The 16,330-nt window shown below is 72.9% G+C and carries 14 protein-coding genes; 7 read left to right on the top strand and 7 right to left on the bottom strand.

Going from position 1 to position 16,330, the window contains the following annotated elements:
- Positions 1-145: 145 nt before the first annotated feature.
- The 3 genes from K7396_RS28020 (at position 146) to K7396_RS28010 (ending at position 3,377) form a co-directional block, all read left to right on the top strand.
- Complete coding sequence (locus K7396_RS28020) at positions 146-1,054, top strand: SDR family NAD(P)-dependent oxidoreductase (protein ID WP_152105248.1); 909 nt, start codon at positions 146-148, stop codon at positions 1,052-1,054.
- On the top strand, positions 1,051-2,184 hold the full coding sequence (locus tag K7396_RS28015) for an S-adenosylmethionine:tRNA ribosyltransferase-isomerase (RefSeq protein WP_152105249.1): 1,134 nt from the start codon (positions 1,051-1,053) through the stop codon (positions 2,182-2,184). The genes K7396_RS28020 and K7396_RS28015 overlap by 4 nt, the downstream gene beginning before the upstream one ends.
- Before the next feature lie 446 nt (positions 2,185-2,630).
- Complete coding sequence (locus K7396_RS28010; protein WP_152105250.1) at positions 2,631-3,377, top strand: transglycosylase SLT domain-containing protein; 747 nt, start codon at positions 2,631-2,633, stop codon at positions 3,375-3,377.
- 97 nt (positions 3,378-3,474) lie between these two features.
- On the opposite strand, the gene K7396_RS28005 is transcribed toward K7396_RS28010, so the two are convergent.
- A complete protein-coding gene (locus K7396_RS28005) occupies positions 3,475-6,048 on the bottom strand; it encodes an ABC transporter ATP-binding protein/permease (RefSeq protein WP_086718625.1) in 2,574 nt (857 codons plus the stop codon).
- 581 nt (positions 6,049-6,629) lie between these two features.
- Here K7396_RS28005 and serB point away from each other — a divergent pair.
- A complete protein-coding gene (gene serB / locus K7396_RS28000) occupies positions 6,630-7,877 on the top strand; it encodes a phosphoserine phosphatase SerB (protein WP_086718624.1) in 1,248 nt (415 codons plus the stop codon).
- A gap of 228 nt (positions 7,878-8,105) precedes the next feature.
- On the opposite strand, the gene K7396_RS27995 is transcribed toward serB, so the two are convergent.
- From K7396_RS27995 to K7396_RS27985, 4 genes are all read right to left on the bottom strand, one after another.
- Positions 8,106-8,624 (bottom strand): SixA phosphatase family protein, encoded by a 519-nt coding sequence (locus K7396_RS27995; protein WP_086718623.1) that lies wholly within the window; start codon positions 8,622-8,624, stop codon positions 8,106-8,108.
- Between the two features lie 88 nt (positions 8,625-8,712).
- On the bottom strand, positions 8,713-8,922 hold the full coding sequence (locus tag K7396_RS27990) for a hypothetical protein (RefSeq protein WP_086718622.1): 210 nt from the start codon (positions 8,920-8,922) through the stop codon (positions 8,713-8,715).
- A gap of 170 nt (positions 8,923-9,092) precedes the next feature.
- On the bottom strand, positions 9,093-9,209 hold the full coding sequence (locus K7396_RS35720; RefSeq protein WP_263295963.1) for an SGM_5486 family transporter-associated protein: 117 nt from the start codon (positions 9,207-9,209) through the stop codon (positions 9,093-9,095).
- Positions 9,210-9,225: 16 nt separating this feature from the next.
- On the bottom strand, positions 9,226-10,557 hold the full coding sequence (locus K7396_RS27985) for a CynX/NimT family MFS transporter (protein ID WP_152105251.1): 1,332 nt from the start codon (positions 10,555-10,557) through the stop codon (positions 9,226-9,228).
- Between the two features lie 145 nt (positions 10,558-10,702).
- Here K7396_RS27985 and K7396_RS27980 point away from each other — a divergent pair, with 145 nt between their 5' ends.
- Positions 10,703-11,386, top strand: coding sequence for a FadR/GntR family transcriptional regulator (locus K7396_RS27980; RefSeq protein ID WP_152105252.1), 684 nt, complete (start codon positions 10,703-10,705; stop codon positions 11,384-11,386).
- Between the two features lie 85 nt (positions 11,387-11,471).
- On the opposite strand, the gene fabI is transcribed toward K7396_RS27980, so the two are convergent.
- Together fabI and fabG are read right to left on the bottom strand one after the other, a co-directional pair.
- On the bottom strand, positions 11,472-12,242 hold the full coding sequence (fabI, locus tag K7396_RS27975) for an enoyl-ACP reductase FabI (RefSeq protein ID WP_088797049.1): 771 nt from the start codon (positions 12,240-12,242) through the stop codon (positions 11,472-11,474).
- 5 nt (positions 12,243-12,247) lie between these two features.
- The gene (gene fabG / locus K7396_RS27970; protein ID WP_152105253.1) at positions 12,248-12,952 is read right to left on the bottom strand and encodes a 3-oxoacyl-[acyl-carrier-protein] reductase; all 705 of its coding nucleotides are present in this window, start codon (positions 12,950-12,952) and stop codon (positions 12,248-12,250) included.
- A gap of 294 nt (positions 12,953-13,246) precedes the next feature.
- Here fabG and K7396_RS27965 point away from each other — a divergent pair, with 294 nt between their 5' ends.
- Positions 13,247-14,776 (top strand): TldD/PmbA family protein, encoded by a 1,530-nt coding sequence (locus K7396_RS27965; RefSeq protein ID WP_086717229.1) that lies wholly within the window; start codon positions 13,247-13,249, stop codon positions 14,774-14,776.
- A complete protein-coding gene (locus tag K7396_RS27960; RefSeq protein ID WP_086717230.1) occupies positions 14,773-16,224 on the top strand; it encodes a metallopeptidase TldD-related protein in 1,452 nt (483 codons plus the stop codon). The genes K7396_RS27965 and K7396_RS27960 overlap by 4 nt, the downstream gene beginning before the upstream one ends.
- Positions 16,225-16,330 lie beyond the last annotated feature (106 nt).

The raw sequence follows: 16,330 nt of genomic DNA, 5'->3' as shown, positions 1-16,330 counted from the left end.
GATGACGGCCCTCTCCTCCGTCCCCCGGCCTAGGGCGAATGCCCTGGCCACGGCCGGTCCGGCGCCCGACGCCCGCGGGGCGGCGGCGTTCCTGCCGTGAGGCCGGGGCCGGACCGGGTCCCGCGTCGGGGAAGGGGAGACGATCATGCCGGTGGCGATCATCACGGGGGCGTCGAAGGGGCTGGGCCGGGCCCTGGCCTCGGCGCTGGCCGCGCGGGGCTGGGATCTGGTCGTGGACGCCAGGTCGGCCGGGCCGCTGGAGGACGCGGCGCGGGAGCTGCGCGGGGCGGGGGCGCGGGTGGTCGCGCTGCCCGGGGACGTGACGGACGGCGGGCACCGGGCGGCGCTGGTGGCCGCGGCCGGTGAGCTGGGCGGGCTCGATCTGCTGGTGAACAACGCGAGCGTGCTGGGGGCCGAGCCGCTGGTCCCGCTGGCGGACCATCCGCTGGCGGGGCTGCGGGCGGCGCTGGAGGCGAATGTGGTGGCGCCGCTCGGCCTCACGCAGGAGACTTTGCCGCTCTTGCGCATTTCCTCCTACCTGTCCTCGTATGAAGGAGTCGCCCCCTTTATAGGAAACGATCCATATACAGGGGATGCCGGAAATGCCATGAGGTACGATCCACACCCTTATATCGGTAATGCCCGAAATGCCGGAACGTCCGATTCGCCCCCTTATGTGGAGGTGGAAGATGGACCTAAGGGAGCGAAACGGACATCCGTTCCGGCGGGTGGGGCGATTCTCAACATCAGCTCGGACGCGGCGGTCGAGGCGTACCCGACCTGGGGCGGCTACGGCTCCGCGAAGGCGGCGCTGGACCAGCAGTCGGCGGTGCTCGCCCAGGAGGAGCGGGGGCTGCGGGTGTGGTGGGTGGATCCGGGCGACATGCGGACCGACCTGTACGCGGCCGCCGTACCGGACGACGACGCCTCCGGACGGCCGCTGCCCGGCACGGTGGTCCCCGGGCTGCTGGGCCTGCTGGACGACCGGGCCCCCAGCGGGCGGTACCGCGTGGCGGCCGGGGTCGCCACGCCCGACGGGGCGGGCTCCCGGTGACCGCGGAGGCGCTGCAGGTCCCTGCGGAGCTGTCGGCCGCGGTACCGGCCGAGCAGCGCGGGCCGGGCCTGGGCCGGGACTCGGTACGGCTGATGGTGACCCGGGGGGCCGCCGGGGCCGGTCACCACCTGTTCGGCGAGCTGCCGGAGCTGCTGACGGCCGGGGACGTGCTGGTCGTGAACACCTCACGGACGCTGCCCGCCGCCGTGGACGGCCGGGTCGGCGACGGAAGGGGGCGCGGCGAGCCGGTGGTGGTGCACTTCTCGACGCGGGCGGACCGGTGGCATCCGGCGGGGCGGTCGGTGGCCGGCTGCTGGGCGGTGGAGCTGCGGACGCCGGACGGACGGGGCAGCACCGGGCCGCGGGCGGGCGGCCCGGCCGGCACGGTGGTACGGCTGCCCGGCGGGGCGCGGCTGATCATTCAGGCCCCGCTGGACCCCGGGAGCGGGCGGCTGTGGTGGGCGCGGGTGACGGGCGCGGAGGTGCCCGAGCTGATGCGGCGCCACGGGCGGCCGATCCGCTACGGCTATACGGACCGGGACCAGCCGCTGACCGCGTACCAGACGGTGTTCGCGCAGGACTCCCCCGGCGGCGGCAGCGCCGAGATGCCCAGTGCCGCCCGGCCCTTCACCGCGGCGCTGGTGGCGCGGCTGGTCAGCAGGGGCGTGGTCGTCGCGCCGGTCTCGCTGCACACCGGGGTCGCCTCGGCGGAGGCGTTCGAGCCGCCGTATCCGGAGCGGTTCGCGGTGCCGCCGGCCACGGCCTGGCTGGTGAACGCCGCGCGGGCCCGGCACAGGGCGGCGGCGCGGCGGCATGCGGCGCCGGGCGGCCCGTCCGGGCGGATCGTGGCGGTGGGGACCACGGCGGTACGGGCCCTGGAGTCGGCGGCCGGCCGGGACGGGCGGGTGCGGGCCGCGGCCGGCTGGACGGAGCTCGTGGTGACGCCGGAGCGCGGGGTGCGGGCGGTGGACGGCCTGCTCACCGGGCTGCACGAGCCCACCGCCTCCCATCTGCTGATGCTGGGGGCGGTGGCGGACGGCGAGACGCTGGGGCGCGCGTACGCGGAGGCGGTGCGGGGGCGCTATCTGTGGCACGAATTCGGCGATCTGCATCTCGTGCTGCCGGACTGAGCGCCGGGGGCGTGGGGGCGAACGGCCGGGGCCGGGCTCGGGCGGTCGATGACGGCCCGGGCCCGGCCCCGGAATGCGAATGGCGGAAGGTATTCCGCGGCCGGTCGGCCGGGTCTTGGTGGAGTTCTCACGCGTACGGACTGTGCGTTTGCAATTACGTCCGGCGAGACAAACACGGCCGCACTGTGACGCCGCGCATAGGACGCAGGTCACTTACGAGCCCGGTTAGTGGACCCTCTAATACTGCGTGAGCTGGGAAAGTCCTATTCGGGACGCAATATCCGCCAGCGGGGTTCCACTAACCCGGATCGTACGTCACACCTTTGCCGGGGGAATTTCCGGCCGCTAAGAATGGCTCACGTCGCTCGGCGCCGTGATCGGAATACGGCGTTCGCCACCGCTCTGGGCCCGTGCGGCGTCCCCCCATCGGAAGGTCTGTCCCCGCCATGCCTCAGCACGCCATTTCTGGTCTCCACCGCCTGACCCGGACGCACAAGCTCGCCGTCGCCGGTGTCGCCACCGCCGGTGCCGCAGCTCTGGTCTTCACCGCCGTTCCGGGTGCCGACGCCGATCAGGGCAAGACCCAGGCGACCTCTGTCGAGAACATCAAGCCGGTCGCCTTCAGCGCGGTCGGTACCGCCGCCCACGCCCAGCAGGCCACCATCGCCCAGCAGGCGGACAAGTCCGCCGCCGCGGGCAAGGCCGAGAAGGCCGCCCAGGTGAAGGCCGCCGCCGTGGCGAAGGCCAAGGCCGCGAAGGCGCGTGCCGAGCAGGCCGCCGCGAGCCGCTCCGCCGTACGCACCGCGATCCCCGCGGCCGCGCCGAAGGCAGCCCCGACGAAGGCCGCTCCGAAGCCTGTCGCGAAGACCTACCCGAACAACCTGGACGGCTGGATCCGCGAGTCGCTGGACATCATGGCCAAGAAGGGCATCCCCGGTTCGTACTCGGGCATCCACCGCAACATCATGCGGGAGTCCAGCGGTAACCCGATGGCCATCAACAACTGGGACATCAACGCGATCAACGGCACCCCGTCCAAGGGCCTGCTGCAGGTCATCGCCCCGACCTTCAAGACGTACCACGTCGAGGGCACGTCCTGGAACATGTACGACCCGGTCGCCAACATCACCGCCGCTTGCAACTACGCGGCCGCCAAGTACGGCTCGATGGACAACGTCAACTCGGCGTACTGAGCCGCCGGTTCGGGCAGTCCGCAGCACGCACACCGCCGAGGGGCGGCACCCGGTCGTCGGGTGCCGCCCCTCGGGCGTGCCGGTGCGGTGCGCGGCGCTACTTGCGCATGACCTCGGGTTCGTGGCGGCGCAGCAGCCGGGCGACGACGAAGGCGAGCCCGATGCCCAGGCTGATCAGGATGATCATGTCCATCACGTAGACGCCGGTGTGGTGCTTCCACAGCGGGTCGGGGTTGCCCGGCTCCCACGGCAGCAGGGTGTTCATGTCGGCGGTCGCGCCCATCGCGGCGACGGCCCAGCGCGACGGCATCAGCCAGGCGAACTGCGCGACGCCCGGGGTGTCGAAGAGCTGGAAGAGCACGCCGGTGAAGACCACCTGGACGATGGCGAACATGACCAGCAGCGGCATGGTCTTCTCCGCGGTCTTCACCAGCGCGGAGATGATCAGGCCGAACATCATCGAGGTGAAGCCGAGCGCGATGATCGCCAGCGCCATCTCCACCGCCGGGGCCTTCGCGACGATCAAGCCCTCGGTGGGCATGTTCCGGGTGGAGAAGCCGATCGCCGCGATGATCACGCCCTGGACGGCCGTGACCACGCCGAGCACGATCACCTTGGACATCAGATACGCCGACCGCGACAGGCCGGTGGCCCGTTCGCGCTCGTAGATGACCCGCTCCTTGATGAGTTCACGGACCGAGTTGGCGGCGCCGGAGAAGCACATGCCGACCGCGAGGATCAGCATGATCGTGCTGGCGTCGCGGTTGGTGCGGTTCTTGTTCATCGGCCCGTAGCCCAGGCCGTAATCGCTGGGGATCAGCATCGAGACCACGCCGAGCACCGCGGGCAGGATCAGCATCAGGCCCAGGAAGCCCCGGTCGGAGGCGAGCACCGAGACATAGCGGCGCATCAGCGTCCACAGCTGCGAGCCCCAGCTCTGGGACTTCTGTATCCGGGCCGGCGGCACCTGGACGTTGACCGACTGCGGGGCGACGGCGTCGATGTCCGCGGCGTACATCTGGTAGTGCGGGGAGCCGCGCCAGCGCCCCATCCAGTCGTAGTCGCGGTAGTTCTCGAACGCGGAGAACACATCCGCCCAGGTGTCGTACTGGAAGAAGTTGAGCGCTTCCGCGGGCGGGCCGAAGTAGGCCACGCCACCGCCCGGGGCCATCACCAGCAGCTTGTCGCACAGCGCGAGTTCGGCCACCGAGTGCGTGACGACCAGGACCGTACGGCCGTCGTCGGCGAGACCGCGCAGCAGCTGCATGACATCGCGGTCCATGCCCGGGTCGAGGCCCGAGGTCGGCTCGTCCAGGAAGATCAGTGACGGCTTGGTCAGCAGCTCCAGGGCCACCGACACACGCTTGCGCTGGCCGCCGGAGAGCGAGGTGACCTTCTTGTCCTTGTGGACGTGCAGCTTGAGCTCGTGCAGCACCTCGTCGATCCGGGCCTCGCGCTCGGCCTCCGCGGTGTCGCCGGGGAAGCGGAGCTTGGCCGCGTAGCGCAGCGCCTTCTGGACGGTCAGCTCCTTGTGCAGGATGTCGTCCTGCGGGACCAGACCGATGCGCTGGCGCAGTTCGGCGAACTGCTTGTAGAGGTTCCGGTTGTCGTAGAGGACATCGCCCTGGTTGGCGGGGCGGTAGCCGGTCAGCGCCTTGAGCAGCGTCGACTTGCCGGATCCGGACGGGCCGATGACCGCGATCAGCGACTTCTCGGGGACCCCGAAGGAGACGTCCTTGAGGATCTGCTTGCCACCGTCGACGGTGACCGTGAGGTGGCGGGCCGAGAAGGAGACCTCGCCGGTGTCGACGAACTCCTCCAGACGGTCGCCGACCATGCGGAAGGTGGAGTGGCCGACGCCGATGATGTCGTTCGGGCCGACCGGTGCCTTGCCGGACTTCGGGACCGGCTGGCCGTTGATGTAGGTGCCGTTGTGGCTGCCGAGGTCGTGGATCTCGAAGCGGCCGTCGGGGGTGGCGCGGAACTCGGCGTGGTGGCGGGAGACCTGGAGGTCGGAGACGACCAGCTCGTTCTCCAGCGCACGGCCGATGCGCATCACCCGGCCGGTGTCCAGACGGTGGAAGGTGGTCGGGCTGCGGTCGCCGTGGACGGGCGCGCCGGCCGCCTGCTGCGCGGGGCGCTGCGGGGACTGCTGCGCCCGCTGCGGGGGAACGGCCTGCTGGGGCTGCCGGTCCTGCTGCGGCGGGACGTACGGCGGCTGCCCGTCCTGCGGCGGGGCCTGCCAGCCCTGCTGGGCGGGCGGCTGCTGGGCCGGCGGCTGCTGCGCGGGGGGCGCCTGCCAGCCCTGCGCGGCCTGCTGCTGCCGCGCCCCCGCGGGCTGGGCGCCATGGCCGTCGGCGGCGGGCGCCGCGGCGGACAGGGTCACCCGGGGGCCGTCGGTGGCGTTGCCCAGATGCACGGTCGAGCCGGGGCCGATCTCCATCTGGTGGATCCGCCGGCCCTGGACGTACGTGCCGTTGGTGCTGCCCTGGTCTTCGATGAGCCAGCCGCGGCCGGCCCAGCGGACCGTGGCGTGCCGCCAGGAGACCCTGGCGTCGTCGAGCACCATGTCGCCCTGCGGATCACGGCCCACGCTGTAGGACCGGGACGGGTCGAGCGTCCAGGTCCTACCGTTCAATTCGAGTACGAGTTCAGGCACTCCACGCCCCATTACATAGTCCCCCGAGTGACGCCCTCTGTATGGGAAGTCCAGGGTTGGCGAACATCGTGAGGAACTATTTCAGGCTCGGCCCTCCGACCGGTAACCGGGACGGGGCCGGGGTGCGGGGAGTCCGCCCCGGTCCCGCCGGGCACTCCCGGAGCGGGAGAAAGCCCATGGAAGCGGGAAGGCCGCGGAAGGGCAGGGATCACCGGATTACGGGTGTTCCGGGCGGCCGGGCCCGGCGGGGATGCGGCAGGGACCGCCGGGGACGCCGTGCGCGCCCGCACCGGAAGCCGCATGATGGGAGGAAGCGGGCACAGCGCCGCCCGACGGCGCGGTCCGCCGCGGTGGCGTGCGGCGGTGGCGTGCCCCGGGCGCGCCGAACCGGTCGCCCCGGCAAGGAGGTTGGGCGCCCGAACGGATCCCCTGGTCGGGACGGTACGCGGCGAAGCCGGACACGACTCCATAACGATCCAGGGGCGGCCGGAGGCCGGAGGTGTGGGTGCGGGCGCGGCTCCACGGTGCGGTGCCGGTCCGAACCCCGGACACGCGTACGGCGGCGGCCGCCCGGCGGTTACCGTAAGGGCACCATGAGCGCATCGCAGACCCCGCCTGCCACCGCCGTACCGGGCGATGACGTACCGACCCTTCTCGTGAAGATCTTCGGGAAGGACCGGCCCGGCATCACCGCAGGTCTCTTCGACACCCTCGCTGCCTACTCCGTCGATGTCGTGGACATCGAACAAATGGTGACCCGGGGGCGCATCACGCTGTGCGCGCTGGTCACCGCCCCCTCCCCCGCCGAGGGCTCCTCCGGCTCCTCCGAAGGCGACCTGCGGGCCACCGTGCACAGCTGGGCCGAATCGCTGAACCTCCAGGCGGAGATCATCTCCGGCCGCGGTGACAACCGGCCGCGCGGCACCGGGCGTTCGCACGTCACCGTGCTGGGGCATCCGCTCACCGCGGAGACCGCCGCCGCGATCGCCGCCGCCATAACGGGCACCGGCGGCAACATCGACCGCATCTTCCGTCTCGCCAAGTATCCGGTGACCGCCGTCGAGTTCGCGGTGTCCGGTGCGGCGACCGAGGCGCTGCGCAGCGTGCTGGCCCCCGAGGCCGCGCGGCTCGGCGTGGATGTCGCGGTGGTGGCGGCCGGGCTGCAGCGCCGGGCGCAGCGGCTGGTCGTCATGGACGTCGACTCGACGCTCATCCAGGACGAGGTCATCGAGCTGTTCGCGGCGCACGCCGGCTGTGAGGCCGAGGTCGCCGAGGTCACCGCCGCCGCGATGCGCGGCGAGCTGGACTTCGAGCAGTCGCTGCACGCCCGGGTCGAGCTGCTCGGCGGGCTCGACGCGTCCGTGGTCGAGGCCGTCCGCAAGGAGGTCCGGCTCACCCCCGGTGCCCGCACCCTGGTACGGACCCTCAAGCGGCTCGGCTACCAAGTCGGCGTCGTGTCGGGCGGTTTCACGCAGGTCACCGACGCGCTCCAGGAGGAGCTGGGGCTGGACTTCGCCTCCGCCAACACCCTGGAGATCGTCGACGGCAAGCTCACCGGCCGGGTCACCGGCGACATCGTGGACCGGGCGGGCAAGGCCCGGCTGCTGCGGCAGTTCGCACAGCAGGCCGGGGTGCCGCTCGCGCAGACCGTGGCGATCGGGGACGGCGCCAACGACCTCGACATGCTCAACACCGCCGGGCTCGGCGTCGCCTTCAACGCCAAGCCGGTGGTGCGGGAGGCCGCGCACACCGCGGTGAACGTGCCGTTCCTGGACACCGTGCTGTATCTGCTGGGGATCACCCGCGAAGAGGTCGAGGCGGCGGACACCCTCGTCGGCTGAGCGGCCTGCGCGGCGCGGGCCGGGCGGCGCTCCGGGGCGGCCGCGACGGGTCCGGGCCGTGGTACGGAGCGCGTCCGCGGCCTGGAGCGCGGCCGGGGTACGGGCACGGGCCGCGGGGCACCGCCCCCGGCGGAGGTCCGACGACGCACAGGAGAGGGCCCCGGCAGCGGTCTGCCGGGGCCCTCTCGGCGTGCCTACCGCTCCCCCGCGCGGGGCGGGGGCCCGGCGTTACTCGTGGGGGCTCCAGTAGGCGACCAGGCGCCCGACGCCGTGTTCGAGCGACTTCCAGGAGCCGCTGAAGGAGAGCACGGCCAGCGAGGCCGTCGGGAAGCCGCTGCGGTTCATCCGCGGCAGCAGATCGCCCTCGGCGTCGCCGGAGAGCGCGTCGGCGAGGGCGTGCACACCGGGGTTGTGGCCGACCAGCATCAGGTCGGTGACGTCGTCGGAGGTCTCGTTCAGCAGCGCGATGAGCTCGCCCAGGGAGGCTTCGTAGATCCGCTCCTCGTAGACGGTCTTGGGCCGCTGCGGCAGCTCGTGGACGGCGAGCTTCCATGTCTCGCGGGTGCGCGCGGACGTCGAGCACAGGGTCAGATCGGGGGTGATCCCGGCTCCGGCCAGCCAGCGGCCGGCGACCGGGGCATCCTTGCGGCCGCGCTCGGCGAGCGGACGCTCATGATCGCTGGTCTCCGACCATTCGGCCTTGGCGTGTCGGAGGAGGACAATCCGGCGGGGTGTATCGGCGCTCATGGGTCCCAGCTTCGCACGAAAGGCGGCGCGGGGCGCGGGGTGTTGAAGTGCTCGTTCCGCCGGGCGGGACAGGGGCGGCGGGCGGACATCAGGCGCCGCCGCGCACGAGCGCGGCCAGGAGTTCCAGCAGCGGACCGAGGCCCTGCGGGACGCTCACCGCCCGCGCCTCGGCGGGGCTCGCGACGAGTGCCAGCAGGAGGGCGAAGGAGAGCACCGGCAGGGTCAGTGCCCACCACGGCAGGCGCGTCCGCAGGCGGGGAGCCTTGGCTGCGGGTGACCGGCTGGACGCGGCGGGCATGCGGATCGCCTCCGGGGCGCGAGGGGGACCTGCGCGGCCGCGGGCATGCGGCGCGCCCACCGCTGCGGGCGGTGTACGTCGAAGCTACGGGCCCCCGGCGGCCGTTCCCATCAGGGAAGCCACCCACTCACCCCTGAGGCCCGTCCCCTAGGGGACGGGCCTCAGGCGCGCTACGGCGCCGCGATACTCGCGATGATCGCGACGACGACGGTCACGCCGAGCATGACGCCCAGGACGAGGAGCAGCTTCTTCTGGCTGCCCTGCGGATTCGGTTCGAGCACTGGCATGCGCCCAGTGTCGCACTCAGGTCTCGTCCTCGATCCGGCGGTCCCGCCCGGCCAGCACGCCCACCGCGATCTGCGGCACCATCAGCCCGGCCATCAGGGCGATCGGCAGCCCCCAGCCGCCGCTGTGCTGGTAGAGCGTGCCGACCAGCAGCGGTCCGGGGATGGAGATCAGATAGCCGACGCTCTGCACGAAGGCCGAGAGCTTGACGACCCCGGCGGAGCTGGTCGCCCGCATCCCGATCATCGTCAGGGCCAGCGGGAAGGCGCAGTTGGAGATGCCCATGAGCAGCGCCCAGGCCCAGGCGCCGGCGGCCGGCGCCAGCCACAGCCCGGCGTAACCGGCCAGGCCGCACAGGCCCAGCAGCACCGCGAGCGGCCCCTGGTGCCGCATCCGGGACGCCAGCCGCGGCAGGACGAAGGAGAGCGGGACGCCCATCACCATCGTGACCGCCAGCAGCACCCCCGCGGTGCCCGCCGAGACCCCGGCGTCGCGGAAGATCTGCGGCATCCAGCCCATCGTGATGTAGGCGGCGGTGGCCTGCAGGCCGAAGAAGACGGCCAGCGCCCAGGCGGTCGGCGAGGAGGTGATCCGTACGGGGTTCCCGGAGGTGCGCGCCGGGCCGTCCGCGGCCGGCCGGCCGGCGCCCGCGCGCTGCCGGGCGACCACGAGCCAGGGCAGCACCGCGACCACGGCGAGCACCGCCCACACCGCCAGACCGGTCTGCCAACTGCCGCCCAGCGCACCGGTCATGGGCACGGTGAGCGCCGCGGCGAGCGAGGTGCCCAGGGCCAGCGCCATGGAGTAGAGACCGGTCATCGAACCGACCCGGTCGGCGAACCAGCTCTTGATGACGACCGGCATCAGGACGTTGCTGACCGCGATGCCGGCCAGGGCGAGCGCGCTGGCGGCGAGGAAGCCGCCGGTGCCGCCGGCGAAGGGCCGCACCGCGACGCCCGCGGCGATCGCGACCATGCCGGCGCAGACGACAGCGGCGGGCCCGAAGCGCCTGGCCAGGCGGGGTGCGGCGATGCCGAAGGCGGCGAAGCAGAGCGCGGGTACGGAGGTCAGCAGTCCGGCGACGGTGCCGCTCATGCCCAGGCCGTCGCGGACCTCCTCCAGGAGCGCACCGAGGCTGGTGATGGCCGGGCGGAGGTTGAGCGCGGCCAGGACGAGACCGGCGATCACGATCCGCGGCAGCCAGCGGCCGGTCGCCGGGAGGCCGTCCGGGGCGGGGGCGGCCGCACCGGGGTCCGGATGCGGCGCTCCCGCGCCGCCGGCGGGCCGGTCGGCGTGGGGGGTGCGGGCCCCGGCGGCGGGGGCGAGGGTCGCGAGGTCGTCGTCTGCCATGAGGCCCATCATAGAATCATGGGATGAATGCCTGTCCAGCCGATATCGATACCCTCTGCTGGCCCGGTCGGCGCCGGGGGCCGCAAGGGTCCGGCGGGCGCCGCACCGCCCCCGTCCGCCGTCGTCTGCCTTCCGGAGCGCAGCCATGCCTCTGACCTCGCCCCGCCGGTCCGCCCTGGCCGACCAGGTGATCGCGCAGCTGCGCGCCCAGATCACGTCCGGCGAGTGGCCGGTGGGCGCCCGCATCCCGACCGAGCCGGAGCTGGTCGAGCAGCTCGGGGTGGCCCGCAACACCGTCCGCGAGGCCGTACGGGCGCTGGCGCACAACGGGCTGCTGGACATCCGGCAGGGGTCGGGCACCTACGTGGTGGCGACCAGCGAACTGGCCGGGGTGATGAACCGGCGGTTCGCGGCGGCCGAGCCCGGACACGTCGCCGAGCTGCGCAGCGCCCTGGAGGCGTCGGCCGCCCGGCTCGCCGCCGAGCGCCGCACCCCGCAGGACCTGCGGCAGCTCGACACCCTGCTGGAGCGGCGCGAGCGCGCCTGGGAGTCCGGCCGCGCGGAGGACTTCGTGGAGGCGGACGCGACCTTGCACCTGGCGATCGTGGCGGCCTCGCACAACGAGGTGCTGGCCGAGATCTACGCCGACCTCGGGGGCGTGCTGCGGGACTTCCTGCGGGCCGACGTGGGCGAGGAGCTGCGGCCCGAGGCGCACATGGACCATTCCCGGCTGGTCGAGGCGATCCGTGCGGGCGACGGCGAGCGGGCCGCCGCCGAGGCGAGCGCGCATCCCTTCGGCTGCCGGCTCCGCCCCCTGGGACAGGACTGACGCCGGCCGTCGCCCGCGTCCGCCCCGCAAACGCCCGCTGCCCGCCCCGGCGGACCGGGGCGGGCAGCGGAAAGGCGTCGGTGCGTCAGGCACCCATCATGTGCACACCGCCGTCGACGTGCACGATCTCGCCCGTCGTCCGCGGGAAGAAGTCGGACAGCATGCCGACGACGCCGCGGCCGGCCGGCTCCGGGTCGGCCAGGTCCCAGCCGATCGGGGCGCGGTGGTTCCACACGTCCGCCAGCTCCTCGAAGCCGGGGATGGACTTGGCGGCCATCGACTTGATGGGGCCGGCCGAGACCAGGTTGCAGCGGACGCCCTTGGGGCCGAGGTCACGCGCGAGGTAGCGGTTGGTGCTCTCCAGCGCCGCCTTGGCCACGCCCATCCAGTCGTACTTCGGCCAGGCGATCTGCGCGTCGAAGGTGAGGCCGACGACCGCGCCGCCGTGCTCCATGAGCGGCAGGCAGGCCATGGTCAGCGACTTGTAGGAGTACGCCGAGACCTGCACCGCGGTGCCCACGTCCGACCACTCCGCCTCCAGGAAGTTGAAGGCGCCCTGCGGGCCGAAGGCGATGGAGTGCACGATGCCGTCGAGGCGGGCGCCCTCGCCCTGGTGCTCGCGGATCTTGTCGGCCAGGCCGTCCAGGTGCTCCTGGTTGGTGACGTCCAGCTCGATGACCGGGGCTTCCTTGGGGAGCCGCTTGGCGATCCGCTCGACGAGGGAGAGCCGGCCGAAGCCGGTGAGGATGACCTCGGCGCCCTCGTTCTGGGCGACCTTGGCCGCCTGGAACGCGATCGACGACTCGGTCAGGACACCCGTGACCAGGATGCGCTTGCCTGCGAGGATTCCACTCATGCTGATCAGTGACCCATGCCCAATCCGCCGTCGACGGGAATGACGGCTCCGGTGATGTACGCGGCCTCGTCGGAAGCCAGGAAGCGGACCGAGGCGGCGATCTCCTCGGGCTGCGCATAGCGCGCGAGCGGCACCTGCTTGACGATGGCGTCCCGCTGCTCGTCGGTGAGCACGCGGGTCATGTCGGTGTCGACGAAGCCGGGTGCGACGACGTTGACGGTGATGTTGCGGCTGCCGAGCTCCCGGGCGAGCGAGCGGGCGAAGCCCACCAGGCCGGCCTTGGACGCGGCGTAGTTCGCCTGGCCCGCGCCGCCCATCAGGCCCACCACGGACGAGATCAGCACGACGCGGCCCTTGCGGGCCCGCAGCATCGCCCGGTTGGCGCGCTTGACCACCCGGAACGTGCCGGTGAGGTTGGTTTCGAGGACCGAGGTGAAGTCCTCCTCGGACATCCGCATGAGCAGCTGGTCACGGGTGACGCCGGCGTTGGCCACCAGCACCTCGACCGGACCCTGCTTCTCCTCGATCTCCTTGTACGCCTGCTCGACCTGCTCGCTGTCCGTGATGTCGCACTTCACGGCCAAGAACCCCGAGGGCGGCTCGCCCGAGCGGTAGGTGATGGCGACCTTGTCGCCTGCCTCGGCGAAGGCACGGGCAATGGCGAGGCCGATGCCGCGGTTACCTCCGGTGACCAGAACCGAGCGGCTCAAGAGATCACCCTTTCCGTTTCCAGTCCGTCCTGCGTTCGATAAGAAACTATCGGTCACGGGGCCCTCAGGTGGAATCCAGCACGGACAGGCACGCGCGCCGGTCACTGTCGGGTCTCCACAGAACCGCCACGGCGGCGGGCGCCCCGGCAGCCTCCCGGACCGTGGCGCGCCGGCGCCCGTCGCCCCGCGCCGCGGCCCCCTCGCCTGGCCGACTCCCGGCGCCCCGCCCCGCCACGCCCTGGGCCGCGGACGCCCGGCAGGGCATGATGCAGGCGCCGACCACGGGAGGACTCCTTGCCTGCACCCCATGCCGTTGACGAAACATTCCTGGCGCTGCCGCTGCGCGCGCTGGCCGACGCGGCGCTGGCCCGCGCCCGCGCGCTGGGCGCCGACCACGCGGACTTCCGCCTGGAGCGGATCCGCAGCGCCTCCTGGCGGCTGCGGGACGCCCGTACGTCCGGGACCTCGGACACCACCGACCTCGGATACGCGGTCCGGGTGGTGCACGGCGGGGCCTGGGGCTTCGCCTCCGGGGTGGACCTGACCATGGACGCGGCCGCCCGGGTGGCCTCCCAGGCCGTGGCGATGGCCAAACTTTCGGCCAAGGTCATCCAGGCCGCCGGCTCCGACGAGAGGGTGGAGCTGGCCGACGAGCCCGCCCACCCGGACCGCACCTGGGTCTCCTCCTACGAGATCAACCCGTTCGACGTGGCGGACGCCGACAAGAGCGGGCTGCTGGCGGAGTGGAGCGCGCGGCTGCTGGCCGCCGAGGGCGTGGCCCATGTGGACGCCGCGCTGCTGACCGTCCAGGAGAACAAGTTCTACGCCGACAGCGCGGGCACCAGCACCACCCAGCAGCGGGTGCGGCTGCACCCGCAGCTGACCGCGGTCGCGGTGGACCCCGCCAGCGGCGACTTCGACTCGATGCGCACCCTCGCCCCGCCGGTGGGCCGCGGCTGGGAGTACCTGACCGACGGCCGCTACGACTGGGACGGCGAGCTGGCCCGCCTGCCCGAGCACCTCGCGGAGAAGATGCGCGCGCCGGGCGTCGAGGCCGGCACCTACGACCTGGTGGTGGACCCCTCCAACCTGTGGCTGACGATCCACGAGTCGATCGGCCACGCCACGGAGCTGGACCGGGCGCTGGGCTACGAGGCGGCTTACGCGGGCACCTCGTTCGCCACCTTCGACCAGCTCGGCAAGCTGGCCTACGGCTCCGAGCTCATGAACGTCACGGGCGACCGGACCGCCGAGCACGGGCTCGCCACGATCGGCTACGACGACGAGGGGGTGGCCGCCCAGTCCTGGGACCTGATCAAGGACGGCACCCTCGTCGGCTACCAACTCGACCGCAGGATCGCCCGGCTGACCGGCTTCGCCCGCTCCAACGGCTGCGCGTACGCGGACTCCCCCGGTCATGTCCCCGTCCAGCGGATGGCCAACGTCTCACTGCAGCCGGCGGCCGACGGACCGTCCACACAGGACCTGATCTCGGGCGTCGAACGCGGCATCTACCTCGTCGGCGACCGCTCCTGGTCGATCGACATGCAGCGCTACAACTTCCAGTTCACGCAGCAGCGGGCGTACGCGATCCGGAACGGGCGGCTGGCGGGGCAGTTGCGGGAGGTGGCCTACCAGGCGACCACCACCGACTTCTGGGGCTCGATGGCCGCCGTCGGCGGACCGCAGACCTATGTCCTGGGCGGCGCCTTCAACTGCGGCAAGGCCCAGCCGGGGCAGGTGGCCGCGGTGTCGCACGGCTGCCCCTCGGCGCTCTTCGAGGGCGTGAACGTTCTCAACACCACGCAGGAGGCCGGTCGATGAGCACCCGTACGCCGCGCAGGAACAGGCCGCACGAGATCGTCGAGCGGGCCCTGGAGCTCTCCCGTGCCGACGGCTGTGTGGTGATCGCCGACGAGCACTCCAGCGCCAATCTGCGCTGGGCGGGCAACGCGCTCACGACCAACGGCGTCACCCGCGGCCGCACCGTCACCGTCGTGGCGACCGTGGACGGCGGGCAGGGCACCGCGTCGGGCGTGGTCTCGCGCTCCGCGGTGACCGCGGAGGACCTGGAGCCGCTGGTGCGGGCCGCCGAGGCGGCCGCCAGGGACGCCGGACCCGCCGAGGACGCGCAGCCACTGGTCGGCGGCGAGAAGGTGTCCGCCGACTTCACCGAGGCGCCCGCCGAGACCTCCTCGGAGGTGTTCGCGGCGTTCGCGCCGGCGCTGGGCGAGTCCTTCCGGCAGGCCCGCGCCGGCGGCCGGGAGCTGTACGGCTTCGCCCACCACGAGATCGTCTCGTCGTACCTGGGGAACTCCTCCGGGCTGCGGCTGCGGCACGACCAGCCCACCGGGACGCTGGAGCTGAACGCCAAGTCCCCGGGTACGGGCACGGCCGGGCCCCGCTCGGCCTGGACCGGCCGCGCGACCCGCGACTTCACCGATGTCGATCCGCGGGAGCTGGACGGCGAGCTGGCCCGGCGGCTGGACTGGGCCGGGCGGCGGATCGAGCTGCCCGCCGGGCGGTACGACACCCTGCTGCCACCGACCGCCGTCGCCGATCTGCTCGTCTACCAGATGTGGTCCTCCGGGGCCCGGGACGCCGCCGAGGGCCGTACGGTCTTCTCCCGCCCGGCCGACGGCGACGGCCCGACGGGGCCCGGGGCGGGCACCCGGGTGGGCGAGCGGCTCTGCGAGCTGCCGCTGACACTGCGCAGCGACCCCTGGGCGGCCGGTCTGGAGTGCGCGCCGTTCGTCCTGGCGCACTCCTCGGGCGACGATGCCTCGGTCTTCGACAACGGCCTGCCGCTGGCGGCCACCGAGTGGCTGCGCGAGGGCGTGCTGCACCGGCTGCCGACCACCCGGCACAGCGCCGCGCTGACCGGTCTCCCGGTGGCGCCCGGCATCGACAACCTCCTCCTGGAGGGCGGTGGTTCGCGGTCGCTGGACGAGATGGTGGCGGCCGCCGGCCATGACGGTCCGGCGCTGCTGCTGACCTGCCTGTGGTACATCCGCGAGGTGGACCCGGCGACCCTGCTGCTGACCGGTCTGACCCGGGACGGTGTCTACCTCGTCGAGCGGGGCGAGGTGGTCGGCGAGGTGAACAACTTCCGGTTCAACGAGTCGCCGGTGGACCTGCTGTCCCGGGCGGTGGAGGCGGGCCGTACGGAGCGGACCCTGCCGCGCGAGTGGGGCGACTACTTCACCCGGGCCGCGATGCCCGCGCTGCGCGTCCCGGACTTCAACATGAGTTCGGTCAGCCGCGGGGTGTGAGGCCGTGGGCGCCCGCCCGGCCGGTGACGAGCCGGGCGGGCGGACGGACGGGCGGACGGCGGGCTGACGGCGGTCGGTCGCGGCGCAGGGGCGGACGGCGCCGGAG

Origin of the sequence: Streptomyces angustmyceticus, assembly GCF_019933235.1 — a bacterium.
GTDB classification, from domain to species: domain Bacteria; phylum Actinomycetota; class Actinomycetes; order Streptomycetales; family Streptomycetaceae; genus Streptomyces; species Streptomyces angustmyceticus.
The sequence above is the reverse complement of the archived record's forward strand: the minus strand, read 5'-3'. Positions and strand labels throughout refer to the sequence as shown.

What these genes read in the sequence shown, in the direction of transcription:
- serB (WP_086718624.1), top strand. Translation starts at nt 6,630, where the DNA reads ATGAGCGCATCGCAGACCCCGCCTGCCACCGCCGTACCGGGCGATGAC.
- K7396_RS28005 (WP_086718625.1), bottom strand. Translation starts at nt 6,048, where the DNA reads ATGGGGCGTGGAGTGCCTGAACTCGTACTCGAATTGAACGGTAGGACC.
- K7396_RS27995 (WP_086718623.1), bottom strand. Translation starts at nt 8,624, where the DNA reads ATGAGCGCCGATACACCCCGCCGGATTGTCCTCCTCCGACACGCCAAG.
- fabI (WP_088797049.1), bottom strand. Translation starts at nt 12,242, where the DNA reads ATGAGTGGAATCCTCGCAGGCAAGCGCATCCTGGTCACGGGTGTCCTG.
- K7396_RS27990 (WP_086718622.1), bottom strand. Translation starts at nt 8,922, where the DNA reads ATGCCCGCCGCGTCCAGCCGGTCACCCGCAGCCAAGGCTCCCCGCCTG.
- K7396_RS27980 (WP_152105252.1), top strand. Translation starts at nt 10,703, where the DNA reads ATGCCTCTGACCTCGCCCCGCCGGTCCGCCCTGGCCGACCAGGTGATC.
- K7396_RS27985 (WP_152105251.1), bottom strand. Translation starts at nt 10,557, where the DNA reads ATGGCAGACGACGACCTCGCGACCCTCGCCCCCGCCGCCGGGGCCCGC.
- K7396_RS27960 (WP_086717230.1), top strand. Translation starts at nt 14,773, where the DNA reads ATGAGCACCCGTACGCCGCGCAGGAACAGGCCGCACGAGATCGTCGAG.
- K7396_RS28020 (WP_152105248.1), top strand. Translation starts at nt 146, where the DNA reads ATGCCGGTGGCGATCATCACGGGGGCGTCGAAGGGGCTGGGCCGGGCC.
- K7396_RS35720 (WP_263295963.1), bottom strand. Translation starts at nt 9,209, where the DNA reads ATGCCAGTGCTCGAACCGAATCCGCAGGGCAGCCAGAAGAAGCTGCTC.
- K7396_RS28010 (WP_152105250.1), top strand. Translation starts at nt 2,631, where the DNA reads ATGCCTCAGCACGCCATTTCTGGTCTCCACCGCCTGACCCGGACGCAC.